This is a genomic window from Stenotrophomonas sp. Ps181 (assembly GCF_025697425.1).
Classification (GTDB): domain Bacteria; phylum Pseudomonadota; class Gammaproteobacteria; order Xanthomonadales; family Xanthomonadaceae; genus Stenotrophomonas; species Stenotrophomonas sepilia.
The window spans coordinates 334,391-357,084 of the sequence record NZ_JAHWBI010000005.1 but is presented as its reverse complement, the minus strand read 5'-3'; the positions used below and the strand labels follow the sequence as shown (position 1 = coordinate 357,084).

At 65.1% G+C, this 22,694-nt stretch carries 19 protein-coding genes; 16 read left to right on the top strand and 3 right to left on the bottom strand.

Annotated features, from left to right (window positions below; all coding sequences use genetic code 11):
- Window positions 1-57: 57 nt before the first annotated feature.
- From dnaA to KXV01_RS14120, 15 genes are all read left to right on the top strand, one after another.
- The gene (dnaA, locus tag KXV01_RS14190) at window positions 58-1,389 is read left to right on the top strand and encodes a chromosomal replication initiator protein DnaA (protein WP_049417185.1); all 1,332 of its coding nucleotides are present in this window, start codon (window positions 58-60) and stop codon (window positions 1,387-1,389) included.
- 275 nt (window positions 1,390-1,664) lie between these two features.
- Complete coding sequence (gene dnaN, locus KXV01_RS14185; protein ID WP_049417138.1) at window positions 1,665-2,765, top strand: DNA polymerase III subunit beta; 1,101 nt, start codon at window positions 1,665-1,667, stop codon at window positions 2,763-2,765.
- Window positions 2,766-3,749: 984 nt separating this feature from the next.
- The gene (gene recF / locus KXV01_RS14180) at window positions 3,750-4,844 is read left to right on the top strand and encodes a DNA replication/repair protein RecF (protein WP_099494992.1); all 1,095 of its coding nucleotides are present in this window, start codon (window positions 3,750-3,752) and stop codon (window positions 4,842-4,844) included.
- A 112-nt stretch (window positions 4,845-4,956) separates the two neighbouring features.
- Complete coding sequence (gyrB, locus tag KXV01_RS14175) at window positions 4,957-7,416, top strand: DNA topoisomerase (ATP-hydrolyzing) subunit B (RefSeq protein ID WP_049417134.1); 2,460 nt, start codon at window positions 4,957-4,959, stop codon at window positions 7,414-7,416.
- Between the two features lie 67 nt (window positions 7,417-7,483).
- Entirely contained in the window at window positions 7,484-8,332 is an 849-nt protein-coding gene (locus KXV01_RS14170) for a CPBP family intramembrane glutamic endopeptidase (protein WP_049417132.1), read from the top strand.
- Between the two features lie 71 nt (window positions 8,333-8,403).
- Window positions 8,404-9,210, top strand: coding sequence for a M48 family metallopeptidase (locus tag KXV01_RS14165; RefSeq protein ID WP_049417131.1), 807 nt, complete (start codon window positions 8,404-8,406; stop codon window positions 9,208-9,210).
- A gap of 132 nt (window positions 9,211-9,342) precedes the next feature.
- Window positions 9,343-10,536: a tetratricopeptide repeat protein gene (locus KXV01_RS14160; protein ID WP_049417129.1), complete on the top strand. Its 1,194-nt coding sequence runs from the start codon at window positions 9,343-9,345 to the stop codon at window positions 10,534-10,536.
- Between the two features lie 254 nt (window positions 10,537-10,790).
- Window positions 10,791-11,348 (top strand): energy transducer TonB, encoded by a 558-nt coding sequence (locus KXV01_RS14155; RefSeq protein WP_171956535.1) that lies wholly within the window; start codon window positions 10,791-10,793, stop codon window positions 11,346-11,348.
- Between the two features lie 94 nt (window positions 11,349-11,442).
- Window positions 11,443-12,204: a TonB-system energizer ExbB gene (exbB, locus tag KXV01_RS14150; RefSeq protein WP_005411738.1), complete on the top strand. Its 762-nt coding sequence runs from the start codon at window positions 11,443-11,445 to the stop codon at window positions 12,202-12,204.
- Between the two features lie 61 nt (window positions 12,205-12,265).
- On the top strand, window positions 12,266-12,691 hold the full coding sequence (locus tag KXV01_RS14145) for a biopolymer transporter ExbD (RefSeq protein ID WP_005421196.1): 426 nt from the start codon (window positions 12,266-12,268) through the stop codon (window positions 12,689-12,691).
- Between the two features lie 3 nt (window positions 12,692-12,694).
- Entirely contained in the window at window positions 12,695-13,108 is a 414-nt protein-coding gene (locus KXV01_RS14140) for a biopolymer transporter ExbD (protein ID WP_005411740.1), read from the top strand.
- Between the two features lie 157 nt (window positions 13,109-13,265).
- Entirely contained in the window at window positions 13,266-14,726 is a 1,461-nt protein-coding gene (cls, locus tag KXV01_RS14135; RefSeq protein WP_049413411.1) for a cardiolipin synthase, read from the top strand.
- 40 nt (window positions 14,727-14,766) lie between these two features.
- A complete protein-coding gene (locus KXV01_RS14130; RefSeq protein WP_049438866.1) occupies window positions 14,767-15,036 on the top strand; it encodes a hypothetical protein in 270 nt (89 codons plus the stop codon).
- A gap of 9 nt (window positions 15,037-15,045) precedes the next feature.
- Window positions 15,046-15,789 (top strand): pyridoxine 5'-phosphate synthase, encoded by a 744-nt coding sequence (locus KXV01_RS14125; RefSeq protein ID WP_164284299.1) that lies wholly within the window; start codon window positions 15,046-15,048, stop codon window positions 15,787-15,789.
- 99 nt (window positions 15,790-15,888) lie between these two features.
- Complete coding sequence (locus tag KXV01_RS14120) at window positions 15,889-16,980, top strand: PA0069 family radical SAM protein (RefSeq protein ID WP_099485357.1); 1,092 nt, start codon at window positions 15,889-15,891, stop codon at window positions 16,978-16,980.
- 55 nt (window positions 16,981-17,035) lie between these two features.
- Here the strand turns inward: KXV01_RS14120 and KXV01_RS14115 are convergent, their stop codons facing one another.
- The 3 genes from KXV01_RS14115 to KXV01_RS14105 form a co-directional block, all read right to left on the bottom strand.
- A complete protein-coding gene (locus KXV01_RS14115; RefSeq protein WP_099542793.1) occupies window positions 17,036-17,743 on the bottom strand; it encodes a 2OG-Fe(II) oxygenase in 708 nt (235 codons plus the stop codon).
- 108 nt (window positions 17,744-17,851) lie between these two features.
- A complete protein-coding gene (locus KXV01_RS14110; protein ID WP_049438869.1) occupies window positions 17,852-18,868 on the bottom strand; it encodes a class 1 fructose-bisphosphatase in 1,017 nt (338 codons plus the stop codon).
- A 339-nt stretch (window positions 18,869-19,207) separates the two neighbouring features.
- Window positions 19,208-20,410, bottom strand: a complete 1,203-nt coding sequence (locus KXV01_RS14105; RefSeq protein WP_263467878.1) for an amino acid aminotransferase — start codon at window positions 20,408-20,410, stop codon at window positions 19,208-19,210.
- Between the two features lie 171 nt (window positions 20,411-20,581).
- Between KXV01_RS14105 and KXV01_RS14100 the strand changes: the two genes are divergently transcribed.
- Window positions 20,582-22,675 (top strand): TonB-dependent receptor, encoded by a 2,094-nt coding sequence (locus KXV01_RS14100; RefSeq protein WP_263467877.1) that lies wholly within the window; start codon window positions 20,582-20,584, stop codon window positions 22,673-22,675.
- The last annotated feature ends 19 nt before the right edge of the window (window positions 22,676-22,694 follow it).

The following is a 22,694-nucleotide window of genomic DNA, read 5'->3' as shown; positions in this document are numbered from 1 at the left end:
GCCTGTGTCTGGGCGCCTTGTCGCGTCCATGCCCCGGCCACCGGACGATTATTGCTGATGGATGCCTGGTCCCGTAGTCTCGAGCGCCTCGAAGCGGAGTTCCCGCCGGAAGACGTTCATACCTGGTTGAAGCCGCTGCAGGCCGATCTGCGCGTGGACAGCCTGGTGCTGTATGCACCCAATGCCTTCATCGTCGATCAGGTCCGCGAGCTGTACCTGGCCCGGATCCGCGAACTGCTGGCGCACTTCGCCGGGTTCAGCGACGTTTTTCTTGAAATCGGCTCGCGCCCGCGCCCCGTGGAGGCGCAGAACGCGCCGGTTTCCACGTCGTCGGCGCCTGTGTCCAGCGAACCGCAGGTGCCGTTTGCCGGCAATCTGGACAATCACTACACCTTCGCCAACTTCGTCGAAGGGCGCAGCAACCAGCTGGGCCTGGCCGCTGCCTTCCAGGCAGCGCAGAAGCCGGGCGACCGGGCCCACAATCCGCTGCTGCTGTACGGAGGCACCGGCCTGGGCAAGACCCACCTGATGTTCGCCGCCGGCAACGCGATGCGCCAGGCCAATCCAGGCGCGAAGGTGCTGTACCTGCGTTCGGAACAGTTCTTCAGCGCCATGATCCGGGCCCTGCAGGAAAAGACCATGGATCAGTTCAAGCGCCAGTTCCAGCAGGTGGACGCGCTGCTGATCGATGACATCCAGTTCTTCGCCGGCAAGGACCGCACGCAGGAAGAGTTCTTCCACACCTTCAACGCGTTGTTCGATGGCAAGCAGCAGATCATCCTGACCTGCGACCGCTATCCGCGCGAGGTCGAAGGCCTGGAAGCGCGCCTGAAGTCGCGGCTTGCCTGGGGCCTGTCGGTCGCGATCGAACCGCCGGACTTCGAGACCCGCGCCGCGATCGTGCTGGCCAAGGCGCGCGAACGCGGTGCCGAGATTCCCGATGATGTTGCGTTCCTGATCGCCAAGAAGATGCGCTCCAACGTGCGTGACCTCGAGGGCGCGCTCAATACCCTGACCGCCCGCGCCAACTTCACCGGCCGCGCGATCACCACCGAATTCGCCCAGGAAACCCTGCGCGACCTGCTGCGCGCCCAGCAGCAGGCGATCAGCATTCCCAACATCCAGAAAACCGTTGCCGACTACTACGGCCTGCAGATCAAGGATCTGCTGTCGAAGCGTCGGACCCGCTCGCTCGCCCGCCCCCGCCAGGTCGCCATGGCGCTGACCAAGGAACTGACCGAGCACAGCCTGCCCGAGATCGGCGACGCCTTTGCCGGTCGCGATCACACCACGGTGCTGCATGCCTGCCGCCAGATCCGGACCCTGATGGAAACCGACGGCAAGCTCCGCGAGGACTGGGACAAGCTGATCCGGAAGCTGAGCGAATGATGCACGGATGCCGATGAGGCGTCATCGCACAAAACGGTGCAGAATCCGGTAGCAAGCGCGGGACACGTTGTGGATAAAAATGGCGTCTGAAATCCCGTCGAATTTATCCACAGCTTTCCCCACCCCTTGGGGGTCGGTAATACAGAGGGTTTCGATGCCTGAAACACCTTTATTTACAAAGACTTAGCATTGTTTTCCAGCGATTCTGTCTCTACCAGCACCACCAAGCTTTTGATTTATTCCACATTTTTTAAAGCATAGGGGCACGGAACCACATGCGTTTCACACTGCAGCGCGAAGCCTTTCTCAAGCCGTTGGCACAGGTCGTCAACGTGGTCGAACGCCGCCAGACCCTTCCGGTTCTGGCCAATTTCCTGGTCCAGGTGCAGAACGGCCAGCTGTCGCTGACCGGTACCGACCTGGAAGTGGAGATGGTGTCGCGGATCGCGGTTGAAGATGCCCAAGACGGCGAAACCACCATTCCCGCCCGCAAGCTGTTCGAGATCATCCGCGCCCTGCCCGATGGCAGCCGGATCACCGTCTCGCAGACCGGAGACAAGATCACCGTGCAGGCCGGTCGTAGCCGCTTCACCCTGGCAACCCTGCCCTCCAATGACTTCCCGTCGGTTGACGAAGTGGAAGCCACTGAGCGCGTGGCCATCGGCGAAGCGACCCTGAAGGAGCTGATCGAGCGCACCGCGTTCGCGATGGCCCAGCAGGACGTACGCTATTACCTCAATGGCCTGCTGTTCGATCTGCGCGGTGATGCCCTGCGTACCGTCGCCACCGACGGCCACCGTCTGGCGCTGTGTGAAACCGAACTGGCCAAGCCGAGCGGTTCCAAGCGCCAGATCATCGTGCCGCGCAAGGGCGTGACCGAGCTTCAGCGCCTGCTGGAAAGCGGTGATCGCGAGATCGAGCTGGAAGTCGGCCGCAGCCACGTCCGCGTCAAGCGCGACGATGTCACCTTCACCTCCAAGCTGATCGATGGCCGTTTCCCGGATTACGAAGCGGTGATTCCGATCGGTGCCGACCGTGAAGTGAAGGTTGATCGTGAAGCGCTGCGCGCCTCGCTGCAGCGCGCTGCGATCCTGTCCAACGAGAAGTACCGCGGTATCCGCGTGGAAGTCTCGCCGGGCAACCTGAAGATCAGCGCGCACAACCCGGAGCAGGAAGAAGCCCAGGAAGAGATCGAAGCCGACACCACGGTCAGCGATCTGGCCATTGGCTTCAACGTGAACTACCTGCTGGATGCCCTCTCCGCCCTGCGCGATGAGGAAGTCATCATCCAGCTGCGCGACTCCAACTCCTCGGCGCTGGTGCGTGAGTCCAGCAGCGAGAAGTCGCGCCACGTGGTCATGCCGCTGCGTCTCTGACATCAGCTCGGTTCCACGTGGAACATAACGACGCCCGGGGACGCTCCCGGGCGTTTTTTTTTGCACGTTCCACGTGGATCATCGGGACTACCCTTTCAAGCGCGGATTTCGGACGGAAAGCATCTTCCCTGTTGGACCCGGTTGCGTGCGGTTTGCTTACCACGCCCGCTGCCGACGGGGACTTTGAGTCGATGCCAGGGACTGCTTCCGAATCAGCTTTGATCGGAGCCGGTAGCTGGAGTCTCAACGCAGTTGCTATGGACCTGGTCGGATGCCGAAGCGCATCCACGCTGCGGCGACGGTGCTCGCCATTTCTGAAATCCTCTCTGTCCACAGGAGTCATTCGGGGCAGATCGGGCCAAGCCTAGCTTCTAAATCTGGGTATAAATCTAAAGCATGGTGGTGATGGTGGAGCCAGATTTCGTGGAAAAATGTGTTATCTACATGATCTAAAAGGGATTTATGTGGGTGAAACCCCCTGTATAGAGGCGCCTCAGGCTGGGGGGGAACCTGTGGATAGTTTCCAGACCCAAGCAAAAGGGCTTTTTTATCCACAGATTGCCCATACCTTGTGTATAAGTCATACAGGGCCGCTGTGGACAGCGTGAAACCAATGGGCCGGATTCTTTGAAATCTGTGGAACCTCCCAGGGCATCTGATCGCAGATTTGGAGGAATCCGGGCGCCCGCCCGTTCACCCGGCCGGCCAAGCGCTCGCCAAACACCTGCGGCAGTGGTCCTGAAATCGTCGAAATCTGGGGGGCCACACCCCGCAACCCTGTGCAGAATTGAAGGAATTTCAGCTGCGTCCGGAGCTGGAAGCGGGCATGCCGTGAACTGGCGCCACGTGGAACCCGCGATCAGTGGGTGCGCAGGAGCTTCTGCTCCGCATCGATGCGGTGCAGCGCGTCCGGCTTGACCGATGCAGTAAGCTGATGGATTCCCTGCCCCTCTACCGCCTCGAGCGGATGGTCGTTCGCGCCCCATGCTTATCCGCCGCCTCGCCTTGCACCAACTGCGTCGCTTCAGTGCGGTGGATCTTTCGCCCCAGCCGGGGCTGAACCTGCTCACTGGCGACAACGGTGCCGGCAAGACCAGCGTGCTGGAGGCCCTGCATCTGATGGCCTATGGCCGCAGCTTCCGCGGCCGGGTCCGCGATGGACTGGTACGCCAGGGCCAGGAGGCGCTGGAAATCTTCGTGGAATGGGACGAACAGCGTGCCGACCATGCGCCGCATCGCCGAAAGGCCGGCCTGCGCCACAGTGGCCAGGACTGGAAGGGACGATTGGACGGCGAAGATGTGGCTCAGCTCGGCAACCTCTGCGCAGCGCTGGCGGTAGTGACGTTCGAGCCCGGCAGCCATGCGCTGGTCAGCGGCGGTGGCGAGCCCCGCCGTCGCTTCCTGGATTGGGGCTTGTTCCACGTGGAACCTGATTTCCTGTCCCTGTGGCGCCGCTATTCAAGGGCGCTGAAGCAGCGCAATGCCCTGCTCAAGCAGGGCGGCCCGTCGCGGATGCTGGACACCTGGGATCACGAGTTGGCTGAGGCCGGAGAGCCCCTTACCAGCCGGCGTCAGCACTACTTGGAGCGGCTGCAGCAGCGTGCCGTGGCGCTGGCTGCCAGTTTGGCGCCGCAACTCGGCATCCAGGCACTGGAACTCAGTCCGGGCTGGCGTCGGCATGAGCTTCCCCTGGCGGATGCTCTGCTTCTGGCCAGGGATCGTGACCGCCAGGCCGGGTACACCTCGGTTGGGCCGCACCGGGCGGACTGGAGCGTGGATTTCCACAGCATTCCTGGTCGCGATGCACTGTCACGCGGTCAGGCCAAGCTGACTGCATTGGCGTGCCTGCTGGCGCAGGCAGAGGACTATGCAGAACAGCGCGGCGAATGGCCGGTGATCGCACTGGACGATCTGGCCTCCGAACTGGATCGTACCCACCAGGCGCGGGTACTGGAGCGCCTGCTCACTGGCCCGGCGCAGATCTTCGTCACCGCTACTGAACCCCCGGCGGCCCTGCAGGACCTGCCCCGGATCGCCCGGTTCCACGTGGAACATGCACAGATCGTGGCTGTGCCATAGTGGGCACATCAGGGCCACTCGACCCCGGCTGGTATAATTCGGGTTGGAATCCTTTCATTCTCGGCACATCGCCTCAGGCGGTGTCCGACCTGCGGAGCCTACGGCAAGCGCAATGAGCGACGAACAGAACACCCCGGCAAACAACGGCAATTACGACGCCAACAGCATTACCGCCCTGGAAGGCCTGGAGGCTGTCCGCAAGCGACCCGGCATGTACATCGGTGACGTGCATGACGGCACCGGTCTGCACCACATGGTGTTCGAGGTTGTCGACAACTCGATCGACGAAGCGCTGGCCGGCCACGCCGACCATGTCGCGGTGACGATCCACGCTGACGGCTCGGTCTCGGTGTCCGACAACGGTCGCGGCATTCCGACCGGCAAGCACGAGCAGATGAGCGCCAAGCTCGGTCGCGAGGTCTCCGCCGCCGAAGTGGTGATGACCGTCCTGCATGCAGGCGGCAAGTTCGACGACAACAGCTACAAGGTTTCCGGCGGCCTGCACGGCGTCGGCGTCAGCGTGGTCAACGCGCTGTCGCAGAAGCTGCTGGTGGACGTGTTCCAGAACGGCTCCCACTACCAGCAGGAGTTCAGCAACGGCGCAGCCGTGACCCCGCTCGCCAAGCTGGAAGCCACCACCAAGCGTGGCACCACCGTGCGCTTCTGGCCGTCCACCGTCGCCTTCCACGACAACGTGGAATTCCACTACGACATCCTGGCCCGCCGTCTGCGCGAGTTGTCGTTCCTGAACTCCGGCGTCAAGATCGTTCTTGCCGACGAGCGTGGCGACGGCCGTCGCGATGACTTCCACTACGAAGGCGGCATCCGCAGCTTCGTGGAGCATCTGGCCCAGCTGAAGACCCCGCTGCACCCGAATGTCATCTCCGTCACCGGCGAGCACAACGGCATCGTCGTGGAGGTGGCGCTGCAGTGGACCGACTCCTACCAGGAGACGATGTACTGCTTCACCAACAACATCCCGCAGAAGGACGGCGGTACCCACCTCGCCGGTTTCCGCGGTGCGCTGACCCGCGTGCTCAACAACTACATCGAGCAGAACGGCATCGCCAAGCAGGCCAAGATCAACCTGACCGGCGATGACATGCGCGAAGGCATGATCGCGGTGCTGTCGGTGAAGGTGCCGGACCCGAGCTTCTCCAGCCAGACCAAGGAAAAGCTGGTCAGCTCCGACGTGCGTCCGGCGGTGGAAAACGCCTTCGGTGCGCGCCTGGAAGAGTTCCTGCAGGAAAACCCGAACGAAGCCAAGGCGATCGCCGGCAAGATCGTCGATGCCGCCCGTGCACGTGAAGCTGCGCGCAAGGCCCGCGACCTGACCCGCCGCAAGGGCGCGCTGGATATCGCCGGCCTGCCGGGCAAGCTGGCCGACTGCCAGGAAAAGGATCCGGCGCTGTCCGAACTGTTCATCGTCGAGGGTGACTCGGCAGGTGGCTCGGCCAAGCAGGGCCGCAACCGAAAGAACCAGGCGGTGCTGCCGCTGCGCGGCAAGATCCTCAACGTGGAACGCGCGCGCTTCGACCGCATGCTGTCCTCCGACCAGGTCGGTACGCTGATCACCGCACTGGGCACCGGCATCGGCCGTGACGAGTACAACCCGGACAAGCTGCGTTACCACAAGATCATCATCATGACCGACGCCGACGTCGACGGCGCCCACATCCGCACCCTGCTGCTGACGTTCTTCTACCGTCAGATGCCGGAGCTGATCGAGCGCGGTTACGTCTACATCGGCCTGCCGCCGCTGTACAAGATCAAGCAGGGCAAGCAGGAGCTGTACCTGAAGGATGACCCGGCGCTGGACAGCTACCTGGCCAGCAGCGCAGTGGAAAACGCTTCACTGGTGCCGGCCACCGGCGAGCCCGGCATCGAAGGCCTTGCGCTGGAGAAGCTGCTGCTGGCCTACGCCGCCGCGCTCGATTCCATCGAACGCAACGCGCACCGTTATGACCGCAACCTGCTCGAAGCGCTGGTCGATTTCGTGCCGATGGACATGGACAGCCTGCGCAATGCGGGCGAAGGCGAAGGCCTGGATGCGCTGGCCAAGCGCCTCAACCAGGGCAGCCTGGGCAGCCCGCGTTTCAGCCTGGAACTGCAGGAGGCCAACGAGGAGCGCCCCGCCGCCGTGCTGGTGACCCGTCGCCACATGGGCGAGGAGCACATCCAGGTGCTGCCGATGTCGGCGTTCGAGAGTGGCGAACTGCGTGCGATCCACCAGGCCTCCAAGCTGCTGCACGGGCTGGTGCGCGAAGGTGCAACGATTTCCCGCGGCGCCAAGTCGATCGAAGTCGACAGCTTCGCGAAGGCGCAGAACTGGCTGCTCGAGGAGGCCAAGCGCGGCCGCCAGATCCAGCGATTCAAGGGTCTGGGTGAAATGAATCCGGAGCAGTTGTGGGATACCACGGTGAACCCGGAGACCCGTCGCCTGCTGCAGGTGCGCATCGAGGATGCGGTCGCTGCCGACCAGATCTTCAGCACCCTGATGGGCGATGTCGTCGAGCCGCGTCGCGACTTCATCGAAGACAATGCGCTGAAGGTCGCCAACCTGGATATCTGACACAATCGGGACCTGGCCGGTGCGCGGGGAGCTGCACCGGCCTTCGTCCCTTGAGCACAGGTACCTGATGTCCGCATCCACCCCGGTCTCCGCCGCCCCGCCCCCGGTTCCGCCGGTGTCTGCCCCGCCGCGCGCCGTGGCACCGTTGGCAGGCTTCTTCATCGACCTGGGCATCGCCGCCGTTACCCTGGTCGGCCTGAGCATGGTCACCGGCCTGTTCTGGGGCTTCTACCGTGCAATCGTGGTCAGCCGCGCCAACGCCGAGGCCAATGGCGGCGGACTGACACCTGACGCCGTCGGCGCGGCCGTGGGCCAGCCCGGTGCCCTGGCGCAGATCCTGATGGCCCTGATCGCCACCGGTGGCGCGGCGCTGCTGCTGTACTTCTGGCGACGCCCGGCAAACGCCGGCGAACGCATGGCGTCGCGACAGGCGTTGCTGCGGCCGTCCACCTGGGGCTGGACCCTGCTGGTGGCCACGCTGATCGTGCTCGGCAGCAACGGCATCGCCTTCCTTTCCAAGCAGTTCGGCATCGAGCCGGTGCCCACCAACGTGGAACTGATGCAGAGCGCGATCGCTCGCTTCCCGCTGTTCCTGGTGCTGTTTGCGGTCGTCCTCGCCCCCGCCTACGAAGAGCTGCTGTTCCGCCGCGTCCTGTTCGGGCGCCTGTGGCAGGCTGGCCGCCCCTGGCTGGGCCTCATCCTCAGCAGCCTGGCGTTCGCCCTGGTCCATGAAGTGCCCGGTGTCAGCAAGAACTCGCTGCTGGGCATGGCGCAGCTGTGGCTGGTGTACGGTGGCATGGGCGCCGCCTTCTGCTGGCTGTACCGCCGCACCGGCACCCTGTGGGCGGCGATTGCCGCGCATGCGCTGAACAACGCGGTTGCGCTCGCCGCAATGGTGTTCCTGGGGTCAACGTAACGCCGTGCCCGCTTGACGAAAGATTAAGCAGGTACGCTACACACTGCGCACATGAACACGGGGGCGGACCCATGAAACAACTGCTGCTGGCTCTAGTCATCACCACCGTGGTCAGTGCCTGTGCGACCACCACCTCGCCAACCGGGCGACGGCAGATGGTGGGCGGCGTGTCGCAGGCACAGCTGGACCAGCTCGGCGCGCAGGCGTTTGCCGAGACCAAGCAGAAAGAGAAGATCAGCACCGATGGCCGCCAGAACGGCTACGTGCAGTGCGTGGTCAATGCGTTGGTCGCACAACTGCCGCCTCAGTACCGTGGCGTACGGTGGGAGACTGCCGTATTCGTCGACAAGGAACCCAACGCATTCGCCCTGCCCGGCGGCAAGGTGGGCGTGAACACCGGCATCTTCACCGTCGCCAGGAACCAGGACCAGCTGGCTGCCGTGATCGGCCATGAGATCGGGCATGTCATCGCCCGTCACCACGAAGAACGCATCACCCGGCAGATGGGCGCGCAGACCGGCCTGGCCGTCCTGGGGGCACTGGCCGGTGCTGCCTATGGCGATGGTGCCGCCAGTACGGTCAACCAGTTGGGCGGCATGGGTGCGCAGGCGGCCTTCCTGCTGCCAGGCTCGCGGACCCAGGAAAGCGAGGCCGATGTCATCGGCCAGCGGCTGATGGCCCAGGCCGGTTTCAACCCGGCGCAGGCGGTCGATCTGTGGCAGAACATGATGGCGGCCAGCGGTGGTCGCAGCCCGCAATGGCTGTCCACCCACCCCGATCCGGCCAACCGGATCCAGGAACTGCGCCGTGATGCACCAGGCCTGACGCCGATCTATCAGCAGGCGCAGGCGGCCGGGCTGCGGCCAAAGTGCGGATGAGTGCGCAGTTCTATGCTGTATTGCAGCACATAAAACGATTTCTCACGCCATCTGTTTCTGATACGTTTGGCGGCTCAGATTTTTCTGACAGTCCGACTTTGCCGCTATCCGGCGGTTCGATCGAGGTGAACGATGATTTTCCGTAACCACAAAGCTGTGCTTTCCGTCCTCGTCGCGACCGCCCTGACCGGCGCCGTGGTCACCGATGCCTTCGCGCAGTCCTCGCGTTCCTCCGACCGTGGCAGCCGCGGCGGCAGCAGCAAGCAGGCCAAGGCCGAACCGCTGTACCCCAATGCGACCCGCCAGGAGCCGACCGCCAAGGCCTCGGCCAAGATGGGCAGCAAGCTGCAGAAAATGATCGACAGCTACAACAAGGAAAAGTTCCCGGAGACGCGCACGCAGGCTGACGCGATCCTGGCTGACAGCGCCTCCAACGAGTACGACAAGTCGCTGGCCGCGCAGCTGGCCTCGCAGGCCGCCTACCAGACCGACGACACCCCGGCCGCCATCGCCTACCTGAAGCAGGCCATCCAGTTCAACGGCCTGGACAACAACGGCCACTTCCAGTCGATGCTGATGCTGGGCCAGCTGCAGCTGCAGGAAGACCAGACTGCGGAAGGCCTGGCCACCCTGGACAAGTACTTCGCCGAGAGCAAGTCGACCAAGCCGGAAGAGCTGATTGCCAAGGGCCAGGCGCTGTACCAGCTGGAGCGCTACCAGGAAGCGATCCCGGTGCTGAAGCAGGCCATTGCGGGCGCTGCCGAGCCGAAGGACAACTGGAACCAGCTGCTGATGGCGGCCCTTTCCGAAGCCGGCCAGACCGGTGAGGCCGTGCAGGCCGCAGAAGCGCTGGCGGCCAAGAACCCGTCGGACAAGAAGGCCCAGCTGAATCTGGCCAACATGTACATGCAGGCTGACCAGATGCCGAAGGCCGCCGCGGTGATGGACAAGCTGCGCAGCAGCGGCCAGCTCACCGAAGAGCGCGAGTACAAGCAGCTGTACTCGATCTATGCCAACACCGAGAACAAGGAAAAGGACGTCATCGCGGTCATCAACGAAGGGTTGCAGAAGGGCATCCTGAAGCCGGATTACCAGGTCTACCTGGCGCTGGCCCAGTCCTACTACTACTCCGACCAGGTGCCGCAGGCGATCGATGCGTGGCAGAAGGCCGCCCCGCTCTCCAAGGACGGTGAGACCTACCTGAACCTGGCACGCGTCCTGCATGCCGAAGGTCGCGTCCCCGAGGCCAAGCAGGCCGCCCAGCAGGCGCTGGCGAAGGGCGTGAAGAACCAGGCTGATGCCAAAAAAATCATCAACCTGAAGTAAGTAGGAATAACGCCTGAATGCCTGCTCAGTTGATGCGCAGGCGCTCAGGATTGGTATAAGCTTGGAGGTTCCTGCGGTGTCATGCACCGCTGATCAGGGATCCCGCCCCCGGGATTCCGGCCCCACTATTGAGCTCTTGGCGCATGACGGAACAACTAGTCGTTCACCGGTACGAACAACCCGATGACAAGGGGCTGAGCTGGCCTCGCATCGTCGGCATCGCGTTTGTAATTGCCCTGCATCTGGCCGCCTTCATGATGCTTCTGATTCCCGCCGTGGCTCCCAAGGCCGTCGCGGAGAAGGAGCGCAACGTCATGGTGACCATCGTCGACGCGCCGCCGCCGCCCCCACCGCCGCCGCCGCCGCCGCCGCCGCAGGATACTCCGCCACCGCCGGTGAAGAATCTGTCGCCGCCGAAGCCGTCGCCCGTACCGCCGCCGCCGCAGGCGCCGGTCGTCGACGTGCCGGAGCCGCGCCCGAACGATATCGTCACCCCGCCGTCGCCTCCGGCGCCGCCGGCACCGCCGACCTCGATCGAGGCCAGCGTGGACATCTCGTCGAAGGCCATGAATCCGCCGCGCTACCCGCCGGCAGCCTTCCGCGCAGGTATCCAGGGCGAAGTGATCCTGATCATTGATGTCGATGCCAGCGGCAACGTCACCAATGTCACGGTGGAAAAGTCCAGCCGTAACCGCGACCTGGACCGTGCTGCGATGGAAGCGGCTCGCAAGTGGCGCTTCAACGCCGCTGAAGCAGGCGGTAAGAAGACGGCAGGTCGCGTTCGCGTCCCGGTCAACTTTGCACTGAACTGATGCGTCCGGGTGGCCGCCTGGCCACCCCCGCTCCCGGTTCGATTGTTTAGCTTAGCTACACCCTTTATCACCACACACAACAAAGGTAAGCGTCATGCTGCAGGAAATTTTCATCGCCGCTGCTGCCGGGGGCAATCCGTCCAACGCCCTGTCGCAGATGGGCTTCGAGCACCTGATCCACGAAATGACCACCAAGCCGGGTGATTTCGCGGTTTCCTGGGTCGTGCTGCTGACCCTGATCGCCATGTCGGCCATGTCCTGGTACTGGACCGTCATCAACATCTTCCGTGCCACCCGCCTGAAGAGCGCCGCTGATCGCGTCGTCAGCCTGTTCTGGGACACCCCGAACGCGCAGGACGCCATCCGTGCGATGGAAGAGCAGCCGGCTTCGGAGCCGTTCTCGAAGATCGCCCTGGACGCTGCCCAGGCAGCTGCCCACCACCAGCGCGCTGAAGGCGGTGCTACCGGCGGCGTCGGTGAGAACCTGAGCCGTTCGGAGTTCGTCGACCGCGCTCTGCGTCAGGCCGTTACCCGCGAAAGCAACAAGCTGCAGTCGGGCATGACCCTGCTGGCCACCGTCGGCGCGACCGCTCCGTTCGTCGGTCTGCTGGGTACCGTGTGGGGCATCTACGGCGCGCTGATCAAGATCGGTGCCACCGGCTCCGCTTCGATCGACGCCGTTGCCGGCCCGGTGGGTGAAGCGCTGATCATGACCGCGATCGGTCTGTTCGTCGCAATCCCGGCCGTGTTCGCCTTCAACTTCTTCAGCAAGATCAACAGCGCGACCATCAGCAAGTTCGATACCTTCGCGCACGACCTGCACGACTTCTTCGCCACCGGTTCGCGCGTCCGCTAATTGCGGCGCGCGTCACCCAGCGACGAAGTAAGTAGTCACCAAGATCTAGACGGAGCCCGTTATGGCTTTCAGTAGTGGTAACAGCGGCGGCCCCATGGCCGACATCAACGTTACGCCCCTCGTGGACGTGATGCTGGTGCTGCTGATCATCTTCATCATCACGGCGCCCCTGATGTCCCACAAGGTCAAGGTGGATCTGCCGGAAGCCAACCTGATCCAGAAGCCGGAAGATGCTGAAAAGCGTCCGAACCCGATCACGCTGGCAGTCAAGGAAGACGGCTCGATCTACTGGAACGACGAAGAAATCAACAAGCAGACTCTCGAGTCCCGCTTGGCGACCGCCGCACAGCAGACCCCGCAGCCGCCGCTGAACCTGCGTGGTGACCGCACCACCAAGATGCGCGTCATCAACGACCTGACCAAGGTCGCGCAGGAACAGGGCATGCTGGACGTCGGCTTCGTTGCGACCAAAGAAAAGGGGCAATAAGCCATGGCATTCAGTAGTGGTGGTGGCAAGGGCCCCATGGCAGACATCAACGTCACGCCCCTCGTGGACGTGATGCTGGTGCTGCTGATCATCTTCATCGTGACCGCGCCGATCATGACGTACCCGATCGCCGTGGACCTGCCGCAGCGCGTGCTCAACCCACCGCCGCAGCTGGTCGAACCGCCGCCGCCGATCGAACTGAAGATCGACGCGAGCAACCAGGTCTCGTGGAACAACAGCCCGATCAATACCAGCGAGCTGCAGCAGCGGATGGAGCAGGAGGTCCAGCGTGACCCGACCAACCAGCCGGAACTGCGCATCGACGCCAGCCCGGATTCCGAGTACGACGTGATGGCCAAGGTTCTGGCCGCCGCGAAGAACGCTCAGATGAAGAAGATCGGTTTTGTGCAGCAGTAAACGCGACACCGCAATACAACAGTCATGACGCGACTGCAGACGCCCCTGGAGACAGGGGCGTTTTTTTTGTTTGTGGGATGCAGTCGGGGTCAGATCCCTTTCCGCAGGAAAAGGGATCTGGCCCCATCAGGGAGCACGCGCCCGCTATGATCGGCGCATGCTCGCCCTCTTCGATTCCCTGCGCCATTGGCTCGACGGTATCGCCCACCTCGGCACGATCCTGGCGGTGGCCTACCTGCTGTACCTGTTCGCGCTGGCGGGCTGGATCATGCTGCAGAAGCGCGAGCCGGTGGCCACGCTGAGCTGGATCCTTTCGTTGGCACTGCTGCCCTACCTGGGGCTCTTCATCTATTACCTGCTGGGCCCGCAGAAGGTGAAGCGGCAGCGCCTGCGTCGTGGCCGTGCACGCTCTGGCATGGAGCACTACAGCGATGTCTGCCCGCCCGATTCGGACTGCACCGAACTGGCCAAGGTTGCCCAGGCCACGACCGGACTGGCCCCAAGCAGTGCCACCGAAGTGACCTGGCTGGTGGACGGTGCGGCGACCTACGCGGCCTTGCTGGAAGCCGTTGCACAGGCGCACGATCACATCCATCTGGAGTACTACATCTTCAATCCGGATCACGCAGGCACCGCCCTGCGCGATGCCCTGGTCGAGCGCGCACGTGCCGGTGTGCAGGTGCGCCTGCTGCTGGATGCGGTGGGCTCATCCGCCCTGCCCCGCCGTTTCCTGCAGCCCCTGCTCGAGGCCGGCGGTGAAGCGATCTGGTTCCACCCGCGGCAGCTGCTGAAACCGTTCAAGCGCCCGTGGCTGAACCTGCGCACGCACCGCAAGCTGGTGATTGTCGATGGCCGCCTGGCCTTCACTGGCGGCATCAACATCACCGACGAGGAAGACGAAAGCCGCAGGCCCGACGCCTATCGCGACCTGCACATGCGCATCCGCGGTCATGTGGTGCGCAGCCTGCAGCTGGTGTTCGCCGAGGACTGGCTCTACGCCAGTGGCCAGGAACCGTCGCGGATGGATATCGCCCGCTTGTGGCCGGCCGATATGCCGCTGCGCGGGGATGGCGCGATCAACGCGCAGGTACTGGTGTCCGGCCCGGATTCGGGCTGGGAGACGATCCACCGGCTGCACGTCGCCGCGATCCAGGAAGCGCACGAGCGGGTGTGGCTGGTGACGCCCTATTTCGTGCCGGGTGAAGCGGCGCGGATGGCACTGACTTCGGCCGCGCTGGGCGGCCTGGACGTGCGCCTGCTGGTACCGAAAATGAGCGATTCCTGGTTCGTCACCCAGGCCGCGCGCTCGTACTTCGACGAGCTGTTGCATGCCGGCGTGAAGATCTACGAGTACGGCCCGCGCATGCTGCACACCAAGGCATTCATCGCCGACGACGACGTCTGCATTGTCGGCAGTGCCAACTTCGACCACCGCAGCTTCCGCCTGAACTTCGAGCTGTCGATGATGATCAGCGACCGAGACCGCGTGGCGGCGCTGGCCGAGCTGCTGCAGGGTGAATTCGATCGCGCCACCCGGGTGCATGACCAGGCCGGGCGCTCGCTGTGGCTGCACCGCCTGCCCGAGGCCTTCGCCCGGCTGGCCTCGCCGCTGCTCTGACGCAGCGCTACACTGCGGCGATCATCCGGGGAGCCCGACTATGTACTGGTTGTACCTGCTGCTGGCGCTGGGCTGCTTTGCCTTCGCGCTGAAGACCCCGAGCGCAGGGTTGATGACCCTGTGCCTGCTGGCGGCGCTCGCCTTCCTGCTGGCCTGGGTACGCGGTCGTTACGTGGCCCGTTTCGGCGACCTGCAGCGCGACCCGGCCACCCTGATCGATGCCGAGGAACTGCGCCGCCTGCGCGAGCAGGCCCAGGCGCGCCGCAACGATGACGCCAACGACAACGATCCGTCCCCTCTTTCCAAGTAGTTCCGTTCCATGACCCAGCTCAGCGTCAACGTCAACAAGATCGCCGTCCTGCGCAATTCGCGCGGCGGTACCGAACCGGACGTGGTGCGCGCCGCCCAGGCCTGCCTGGATGCCGGCGCGCATGGCATCACCGTGCATCCGCGGCCGGACCGCCGCCACATCACCGCCGAGGACGTGCTGGCCCTGTCCACCCTGACCCGCGCGCGTGGGGTCGAGTTCAACATCGAAGGCAATCCCTTCGCGCCGCCGCGCGAGGGCTACCCGGGGCTGCTGCCGCTGTGCGAACAGACTCGGCCCGCGCAGGCCACCCTGGTGCCCGACGGCGACGGCCAGATCACCTCCGACCACGGTTTCGACTTCGAACGCGACGCCGAGCGCTTGCGCCCGTTGATTGCCGAACTGAAGGCGATGGGCTGCCGGGTCAGCCTGTTTGTCGACGCGGGCAACCCGTTGCTGGAGCAGGCGGCCGAGGTCGGTGCCGATCGCATCGAGCTGTATACCGGCCCCTACGCGGAGGCGCATGCGGCGGGCGACGCTGCGGCGATGCTGGAACTGTTCGCCACTGCCGCGCGGCGGGCGCAGGCGGTGGGCTTGGGCGTCAACGCCGGGCACGACCTGTCGCAGGACAACCTGCGCGATTTCCTGGGCCATGTGCCGGACGTGCTGGAGGTGTCGATCGGCCATGCGCTGATCGGCGAGGCACTGTATGACGGGCTGGATGCCACCGTGCGGGGCTATCTGGCCCTGCTGTGACCGATGGATGCAGCCGAGCCCACGCTCGGCTCAGCATCCCGCTGAACCCTTCAGGCGGCCGTCGCAGCCATTGAGACGGCCACGGCGTACGCTGCCGCAATGGGTATTGCGATCAAGGGCCGAGGTTCCACGTCCCACCTTGCCGGGCGCTTCGAAAGCACCGTCAGCGAGGCGGTGGACGACGGCTGGGCGGTCGACGAAAGCGAAGAGTTCCTCGCCCCGCGCCTGCGCACCGAAGTACGCGCCGAAACCGCGCGCAGCATCATCACCCGCAACACTTCGCCGGACGTCGGCTTCAGCCAGTCGGTGAACCCGTATCGCGGTTGTGAGCATGGGTGTTCCTACTGCTTCGCGCGCCCTTCGCATGCCTATCTGAACCTGTCGCCGGGCCTGGACTTTGAGACCAAGCTGTTCGCCAAGACCAATGCGCCTCAGCTGCTGCGCAAGGAACTGTCGAAACCAGGTTACGTGCCGCAGCCGATCGCGCTGGGCATCAACACCGATGCGTATCAGCCGATCGAGCGCAAGTTCAAACTGACCCGCCAGCTGATCGAAGTGATGCTGGAGACCAGGCATCCGTTCTCGCTGATCACCAAGAACGCACTGGTCGAGCGCGATATCGATCTGCTTGCGCCGCTGGCCGCGGAGAACCTGGTCAGCGTGCATTTCTCGGTGACCTCGCTGGACCCGCATCTCTCCGCGAAGCTGGAACCGCGTGCATCAGCGCCACATGCACGGCTGCGCGCGATGAAGCGCCTGCATGATGCGGGTATCCCGGTGGGCGTGATGGTGGCGCCGGTGATTCCGTGGATCAACGACAGCGAGCTGGAAGCCGTGCTGGAGGCCGCACACGACGCAGGTGCGAGCACCGCGGGCTACGTGCTGCTGCGCCTGCCGCTGGAAGTGGCACCACTGTTCCGCGACTGGCTCGACACGCATCATCCCGATCGCGCCGCGCATGTGATGAGCACCATCCAGCAGCTGCGCGGCGGCAAGGACTACGACAGCCGGTTCGGCACGCGCATGCGGGGCCAGGGCGTGTATGCCGATCTATTGAACAACCGCTTCAAGCTGGCGCGCAAGCGGTTGGGATTCAATGCGCAGAACAGCCATTGGCCGAAGCTGGATTGCAGCCGGTTCCAGAAGCCGTTGCCGCCGAAGAAGGATTCGCCGCAGGGATCGTTGTTCTGAGGCCATCAGTCGAGCATGGCTCGACTCTACATCAAGGCCGACGAGCAGTTCTGCGTCACCCTCCAAACAACTTCTGCGCACTCTGGAACAGGATCCAGCTCGTCGCGATGAACTTGTCGCCACCCTGTGGCCGGTTGCCGCGATGGGTGTGGGTGAACGCCGTCGGGGCGATCAGCAGGCTGCCGGTGCGTGGCGCGATCTTGCGGCCCTGGAACAGGAACTCGGTCTCGCCTTCGTCGAAGTCGTCGTTGAGGTAGAGCGTCCACAGCACGTGCCGGTGCAGGGTCTCGGCCTGCGCATCCTTCGGGTACAGCTCGCAGTGCCAGTACGGGTAGCCGCCCTCACCTGCCGCATACCACTGCAGGTTGATCGCACCCGGGCGCAGGCAGGTACGGGCCAGCTCGGCCAGCTGCTGCTGCGGCATGTCGGGGAAGTCCTCGGCAGACAGGCGTCGCGGTTGGCCGTTGCTGTCCTGGATCTGCAACATCAGCGGCGCGATCAACGCCTGTGGATAACGGCGTAGATAAGTCAGCAGGCCGTTGAACACCGCGAGCTGCAGCTGCTGGTCGACGTCCTGCCAGCCGTCCAGGCCACTGATGCGCAGATCCTTGCTGTGCTTGAGCTCGGGGAACACGCCACTGCCTACCGCACCGGGCAGCAGGCCACGCGTGGCACGCATGCGCTCGACGATGGCCGCGCAGACCTCACTGGGGACGGCGTTGTGGATGACTTCGATGAAATCGACCGGGCCCTGCTCGTGCATGCGTGCATTCCTTCGGCGGCAACGGCTTGATGGTGCCGTTTGCCGCCCGCGGTGTCACCCTGCGGTCATGTCATCGAACTGCCATGACCGTCGTCAGGCGTCGAGCCGTCAGCCCTTCGCTTCGTCGTGCGCGTGGTGGTAACGCACCGCTTCGGCCACTTCTTCGCGCGAACCGAGGAACACCGGCACGCGCTGGTGCAGCTGATCAGGCTGGATGTCGAGGATGCGCTCACGGCCGGTCGAGGCGGCGCCGCCGGCCTGTTCGACCAGCAGGCCCATCGGGTTGGCTTCGTACATCAGGCGCAGCTTGCCGGCCTTGGACGGATCCTTCTTGTCCCACGGGTAGATGAAGATGCCGCCGCGGGTCAGGATGCGATGCACGTCGGCCACCATGCTGGCGATCCAGCGCATGTTGAAGTTCTTGCCGCGCGCGCCTTCCTTGCCTGCCAGCAGGTCGCTGACGTAGGCCTGCATCGGCGCTTCCCAGTGACGCTGGTTGGACATGTTGATGGCGAACTCCTGGGTGGCCGCCGGAATCTGCATGTTCTCGGTGGTCAGCACGAACTCGCCCTTCTCGCGGTCCAGAGTGAAGGCGTGGGTGCCGTGGCCGACGGTCAGCACCAGCTGGGTGCTGGGCCCGTAGATGCAGTAGCCGGCGGCGATCTGCTTGCTGCCCGGCTGCAGGAACGCGTCATCGCCCGGCAGTTCGACGTTGGTCGGGCAGCGCAGCACCGAGAAGATGGTGCCAACGGAGACGTTGACGTCGATGTTGGAGCTGCCATCGAGGGGATCGAACAGCAGCAGGAAATCACCGCGCGGATAGATGTCCGGCACCGGCTGGCTATGGTCCATTTCCTCCGAGGCGCAGGCAGCGAGATGGCCGCCCCAGGCATTGGCTTCGAGCAGGATCTCGTTGCTGATCACATCCAGCTTCTTCTGTGCCTCGCCCTGCACGTTACCGGTACCGGCATCGCCCAGCACGCCACCGAGGGCGCCCTTGCTGACGGCGATGGAGATGCTGGTGCAGGCGCGGGCGACGACCGCGATCAGCTGGCGCAGGTCGGCGTTGATGCGGCCGGCGTGCTGTTCCTGGATCAGGAAGCGGGTCAACGAAGTACGGGACATGGGCGGGCAGGTCTCGGCAGCGGGAAAACGCCTATTGTGGCCCGTCTGGCGGGGGCGTGCGTGAGCGCGGGAAGGCGTAATCGTTTCCAGATGCGTTGCGCTGTCGGCGCACTCCTTCATGGAGGCGCAGGGCGAGGCACACCGTGACCAGGACACGCCGTAAACCCATCCATGGGGGCTCGATCGGCGCATCCATGCGCCTCACGGTCCTGGCCACGGTGTGCCTCGCCCTGCGCTTCAGGGTTCGCCGCGAGCGCGGAGAGTGTGGCAAAGGCAAAGCAGGAGCAAAAACAAAGGCGCCCTTCGGCGCCTTTGTTCTCAAACCAGTGCAGTGTTGCTTCAGCCCTTGGCGACGGTGGCCACGGCCTTGGCGACGTATTCCAGGTTGTTCTGGTTCAGCGCGGCCACGCAGATGCGGCCGGTGCCGACGGCGTAGATGCCGAACTCGTCGCGCAGGCGCTCGACCTGTTCGCGGCTCAGGCCGGAATACGAGAACATGCCGGCCTGTTCGTTGATGAAACCGAACTGCGGCGCGCCGGCGGCGGCCAGCTTCTCGACCAGGCCCTGGCGCAGGGCGTGGATGCGCTCGCGCATCTCGGTCAGTTCCTGCTCCCACATGGCGCGCAGTTCCGGATTGGTCAGCACGCCGGCCACCAGCGCAGCACCGTGGGTGGACGGGCTGGAGTAGATGGTGCGGATCACGCGCTTGACCTGCGACTGCACCGCCTTGGCGTCCGCGGCAGTCGGCGCCACCATCGACAGCGCACCCACGCGCTCGCCGTACAGCGAGAACGACTTCGAGTACGAGTTGGCGACGATGAAGCTGTCGATGCCGGCTTCGGCGATGATGCGCACGGCGGCGCCGTCCTGCTCGATGCCCTTGTCGAAGCCCTGGTAGGCCATGTCGATGAAGGGGAACAGCTGCTTGTCCTTCAGCAGTTGCGCGACCTGCTTCCACTGGCTGACCGTGAGGTCGGCACCGGTGGGGTTGTGGCAGCAGGCATGCAGCAGCACTACGGTGCCGGCTTCCAGCTTGCCCAGGTCGGCGAGCATGCCGTCGAAATCAACCCCATGGGTGGTCGGGTCGAAATAGGTGTAATCCAGCACCTCGAAACCGGCGGCGCTGAACACCGCGCGATGGTTCTCCCAGCTCGGGTTGCTCAGCGCCACGGTGGCGTGCGGCAGCAGCTTCTTCAGCACGTCGGCGCCGACGCGCAGCGCACCGCTGCCACCGACGGTCTGTGCGGTGGTGACGCGGCCGGCGGCCAGCAGCGGCGAGTCCTTGCCGAATACCAACTCTCGCGTGGCCTGCGTGTATGCCGGCAGGCCGTCGATCGGCAGGTAGCCGCGCGGTTTGGCTTCAGCGGCAAGCTGCTGCTCGATCTGCTTGACGGCGCGCAGCAGCGGGATGCGGCCGCTCTCGTCGTAGTAGATGCCCACACCCAGGTTGACCTTGGTCGGGCGGCTGTCGGCGTTGTACGCCTCGGTCAGGCCCAGGATCGGGTCGCCTGGGACCAGTTCCACGTTTGCAAAGAAGGACACGGCGGTACTCGTTCGGTAGACGGAAAGGGGGAGGAAGTGCGCTACGCGGTCTGCGGCCTTGCAGCCGGAAACAGCCCATCGTAACAAAGCCTGCCGGGGCTGGCCGCCGCCATCGTCATCCGCAGCCCCGTACCATGGCGTGCGTTGCCGCCCGATCCATCAACCTGAATCATGAATCCTGCCGCACGACGCCATTGCCTGCCGCTCGCTACCCTGCTGTTGTCGCCTTGGGCGGCGCTGGCCGAGCCCGCGCCGACCGCCCTGCCCAGCGTGCAGGTGCAGGCCGCACGCGTGCCCGGCATCGACCCGTTCGCGCTGCCGGCGAGCCAGGACACGGTCTGGATCGACGCCGCGCGTGCCGGCGCCGGTGTGCAGCTGTCCGAGGCGCTGGCCGGGGTCCCGGGCCTGGTCGCCCGTGACCGCCAGAACTTCGCGCAGGACACCCAGCTGTCGATCCGTGGCTTCGGCGCACGCTCGACCTTTGGCGTGCGCGGGGTGCGGGTGCTGATCGACGGCGTGCCGGCCACCATGCCTGACGGTCAGGGCCAGCTGTCACATGCCAGCCTGCTCGGCGCCGAGCGAATCGACGTGCTGCGCGGACCGTTCTCGGCGCTGTACGGCAACTCTTCCGGCGGCGTGCTGCAGGTCTGGAGTGCGCAGGGCCAGGCCGGCGATCCGTGGCGGTTGCGCGTGAACGCCGGGGCCGACAGCACGCTCAGCGTCGGCGCGCAGCTGAAGGGGGCCGGTCGCGGGCTGGACTACAACATCGCCGCCAACCACTTCCGTACCGATGGCTGGCGCGACCACAGCCGTGCCCGCCGCGAATCGCTCACTGCGCGTATCGGTGGTGATCTGGGCGGTGGACGGTTGGAGCTGCTGCTCAATGCGCTGGATGCCCCCGATGCGCAGGACCCGCTGGGCCTGAGCCGTGCCCAGGTGGCGGCCGATCCGCGCCAGGCCACCGCCGTGGCGCACCAGTACAACACCCGTAAATCGGTGCGCCAGCAGCAGACCGGCCTGCGCTGGACCCGTGAAGCCGGGCCGCAGCGTTGGCAGCTGATGGGCTATGCCGGCCAGCGCGCGGTACGCCAGTACCTGCCGATCCCGCCGGCAGCTCAGACCAACAGCCCGTTGCATGCCGGCGGAGTGATCGATCTGCAGGGCGGCTATGGCGGGCTGGACGCGCGCTGGGGCTGGCACGGCGACCTGGCCGGCCGGCCGCTGGATCTGGTGGCCGGGCTCAGCGCAGACCGCCAGCGCCAGCACCGCACCGGCTACGAGAACTTCATCGGCAGCATCCTGGGCGTGCGCGGGCGCCTACGCCGTGACCAGATCGACGTCGTGCAGAACGTGGACCAGTTCGCCCAGGCCTGGTGGCAGTGGAGCCCGCGCTGGTCATTGCTGGCCGGCGTGCGTCACAGCGCGGTGCGCTTCGAATCCGACGACCGCTACATCGTCGGCGCAAACCCCGACGACAGTGGCCACCGCCGCTACCAAGCGACCACACCGGTGGCCGGGATCAGCTTCGAGGCCAGCCCGCAGTGGCGCCTGCATGCATCCGTGGGCCGCGGCTTCGAGACGCCCACCTTCAACGAGCTGGGGTATCGCGCCGACGGCCAGGCGGGACTGGCGCTGGATCTGGCGGCGGCGCGCAGCCGCAGCCTGGAGGTGGGCAGCAAATGGCATGCACAGGACGGAACCCAGCTCGATATCAGCCTGTTCCGCGCAGATACCGACGATGAGTTGGCAGTTGCCAGCAACATCGGCGGACGCAGCACCTATCGCAACATCGGCCGCACCCGCCGCCAGGGCGTGGAACTGCACTACCGGCAGCCGCTGGCCGAACAGCTGGAACTGCAGCTGGCATGGACCTGGCTGCAGGCGCAGGTGCGCTCGCCGTACCTGACCTCGAACAGCGTGGTTGCTGCAGGCAGCCGCCTGCCCGGGGTACCGCGCCAGCAGGCGTTTGCCCGGCTGCAGTGGACGCCGGCCGACTGGCAGTGGGCACTGGAGGCCGCCGCCAGCAGCGATACCGTGGTCAACGACGTCGCCACCGAGCGGGCGCCGGGCTACGCGTTGCTGAACCTGGAAGCCGGCCGTCGCTGGCGCCTGCCGGGCGGCGAGCTGCGCGCCTTCGCCCGGCTGGAGAACGTGCTGGACCAGGCCTACATCGGCTCGGTGATCGTCAACGACGGCAACGGGCGCTTCTATGAGCCGGGACCGGGACGGCGAGCCAATATTGGCCTGCAGTGGTCGTGGCATTAGAAGTGGTAGTGCCGGCCGC

What these genes read in the sequence shown, in the direction of transcription:
- KXV01_RS14140 (WP_005411740.1), top strand. Translation starts at nt 12,695, where the DNA reads ATGGCATTCAGTAGTGGTGGTGGCAAGGGCCCCATGGCAGACATCAAC.
- KXV01_RS14130 (WP_049438866.1), top strand. Translation starts at nt 14,767, where the DNA reads ATGTACTGGTTGTACCTGCTGCTGGCGCTGGGCTGCTTTGCCTTCGCG.
- KXV01_RS14160 (WP_049417129.1), top strand. Translation starts at nt 9,343, where the DNA reads ATGATTTTCCGTAACCACAAAGCTGTGCTTTCCGTCCTCGTCGCGACC.
- KXV01_RS14110 (WP_049438869.1), bottom strand. Translation starts at nt 18,868, where the DNA reads ATGTCCCGTACTTCGTTGACCCGCTTCCTGATCCAGGAACAGCACGCC.
- KXV01_RS14170 (WP_049417132.1), top strand. Translation starts at nt 7,484, where the DNA reads ATGTCCGCATCCACCCCGGTCTCCGCCGCCCCGCCCCCGGTTCCGCCG.
- KXV01_RS14120 (WP_099485357.1), top strand. Translation starts at nt 15,889, where the DNA reads ATGGGTATTGCGATCAAGGGCCGAGGTTCCACGTCCCACCTTGCCGGG.
- KXV01_RS14125 (WP_164284299.1), top strand. Translation starts at nt 15,046, where the DNA reads ATGACCCAGCTCAGCGTCAACGTCAACAAGATCGCCGTCCTGCGCAAT.
- KXV01_RS14145 (WP_005421196.1), top strand. Translation starts at nt 12,266, where the DNA reads ATGGCTTTCAGTAGTGGTAACAGCGGCGGCCCCATGGCCGACATCAAC.
- cls (WP_049413411.1), top strand. Translation starts at nt 13,266, where the DNA reads ATGCTCGCCCTCTTCGATTCCCTGCGCCATTGGCTCGACGGTATCGCC.
- KXV01_RS14155 (WP_171956535.1), top strand. Translation starts at nt 10,791, where the DNA reads ATGATGCTTCTGATTCCCGCCGTGGCTCCCAAGGCCGTCGCGGAGAAG.
- recF (WP_099494992.1), top strand. Translation starts at nt 3,750, where the DNA reads ATGCTTATCCGCCGCCTCGCCTTGCACCAACTGCGTCGCTTCAGTGCG.
- dnaN (WP_049417138.1), top strand. Translation starts at nt 1,665, where the DNA reads ATGCGTTTCACACTGCAGCGCGAAGCCTTTCTCAAGCCGTTGGCACAG.
- gyrB (WP_049417134.1), top strand. Translation starts at nt 4,957, where the DNA reads ATGAGCGACGAACAGAACACCCCGGCAAACAACGGCAATTACGACGCC.
- dnaA (WP_049417185.1), top strand. Translation starts at nt 58, where the DNA reads ATGGATGCCTGGTCCCGTAGTCTCGAGCGCCTCGAAGCGGAGTTCCCG.
- exbB (WP_005411738.1), top strand. Translation starts at nt 11,443, where the DNA reads ATGCTGCAGGAAATTTTCATCGCCGCTGCTGCCGGGGGCAATCCGTCC.
- KXV01_RS14115 (WP_099542793.1), bottom strand. Translation starts at nt 17,743, where the DNA reads ATGCACGAGCAGGGCCCGGTCGATTTCATCGAAGTCATCCACAACGCC.
- KXV01_RS14100 (WP_263467877.1), top strand. Translation starts at nt 20,582, where the DNA reads ATGAATCCTGCCGCACGACGCCATTGCCTGCCGCTCGCTACCCTGCTG.
- KXV01_RS14165 (WP_049417131.1), top strand. Translation starts at nt 8,404, where the DNA reads ATGAAACAACTGCTGCTGGCTCTAGTCATCACCACCGTGGTCAGTGCC.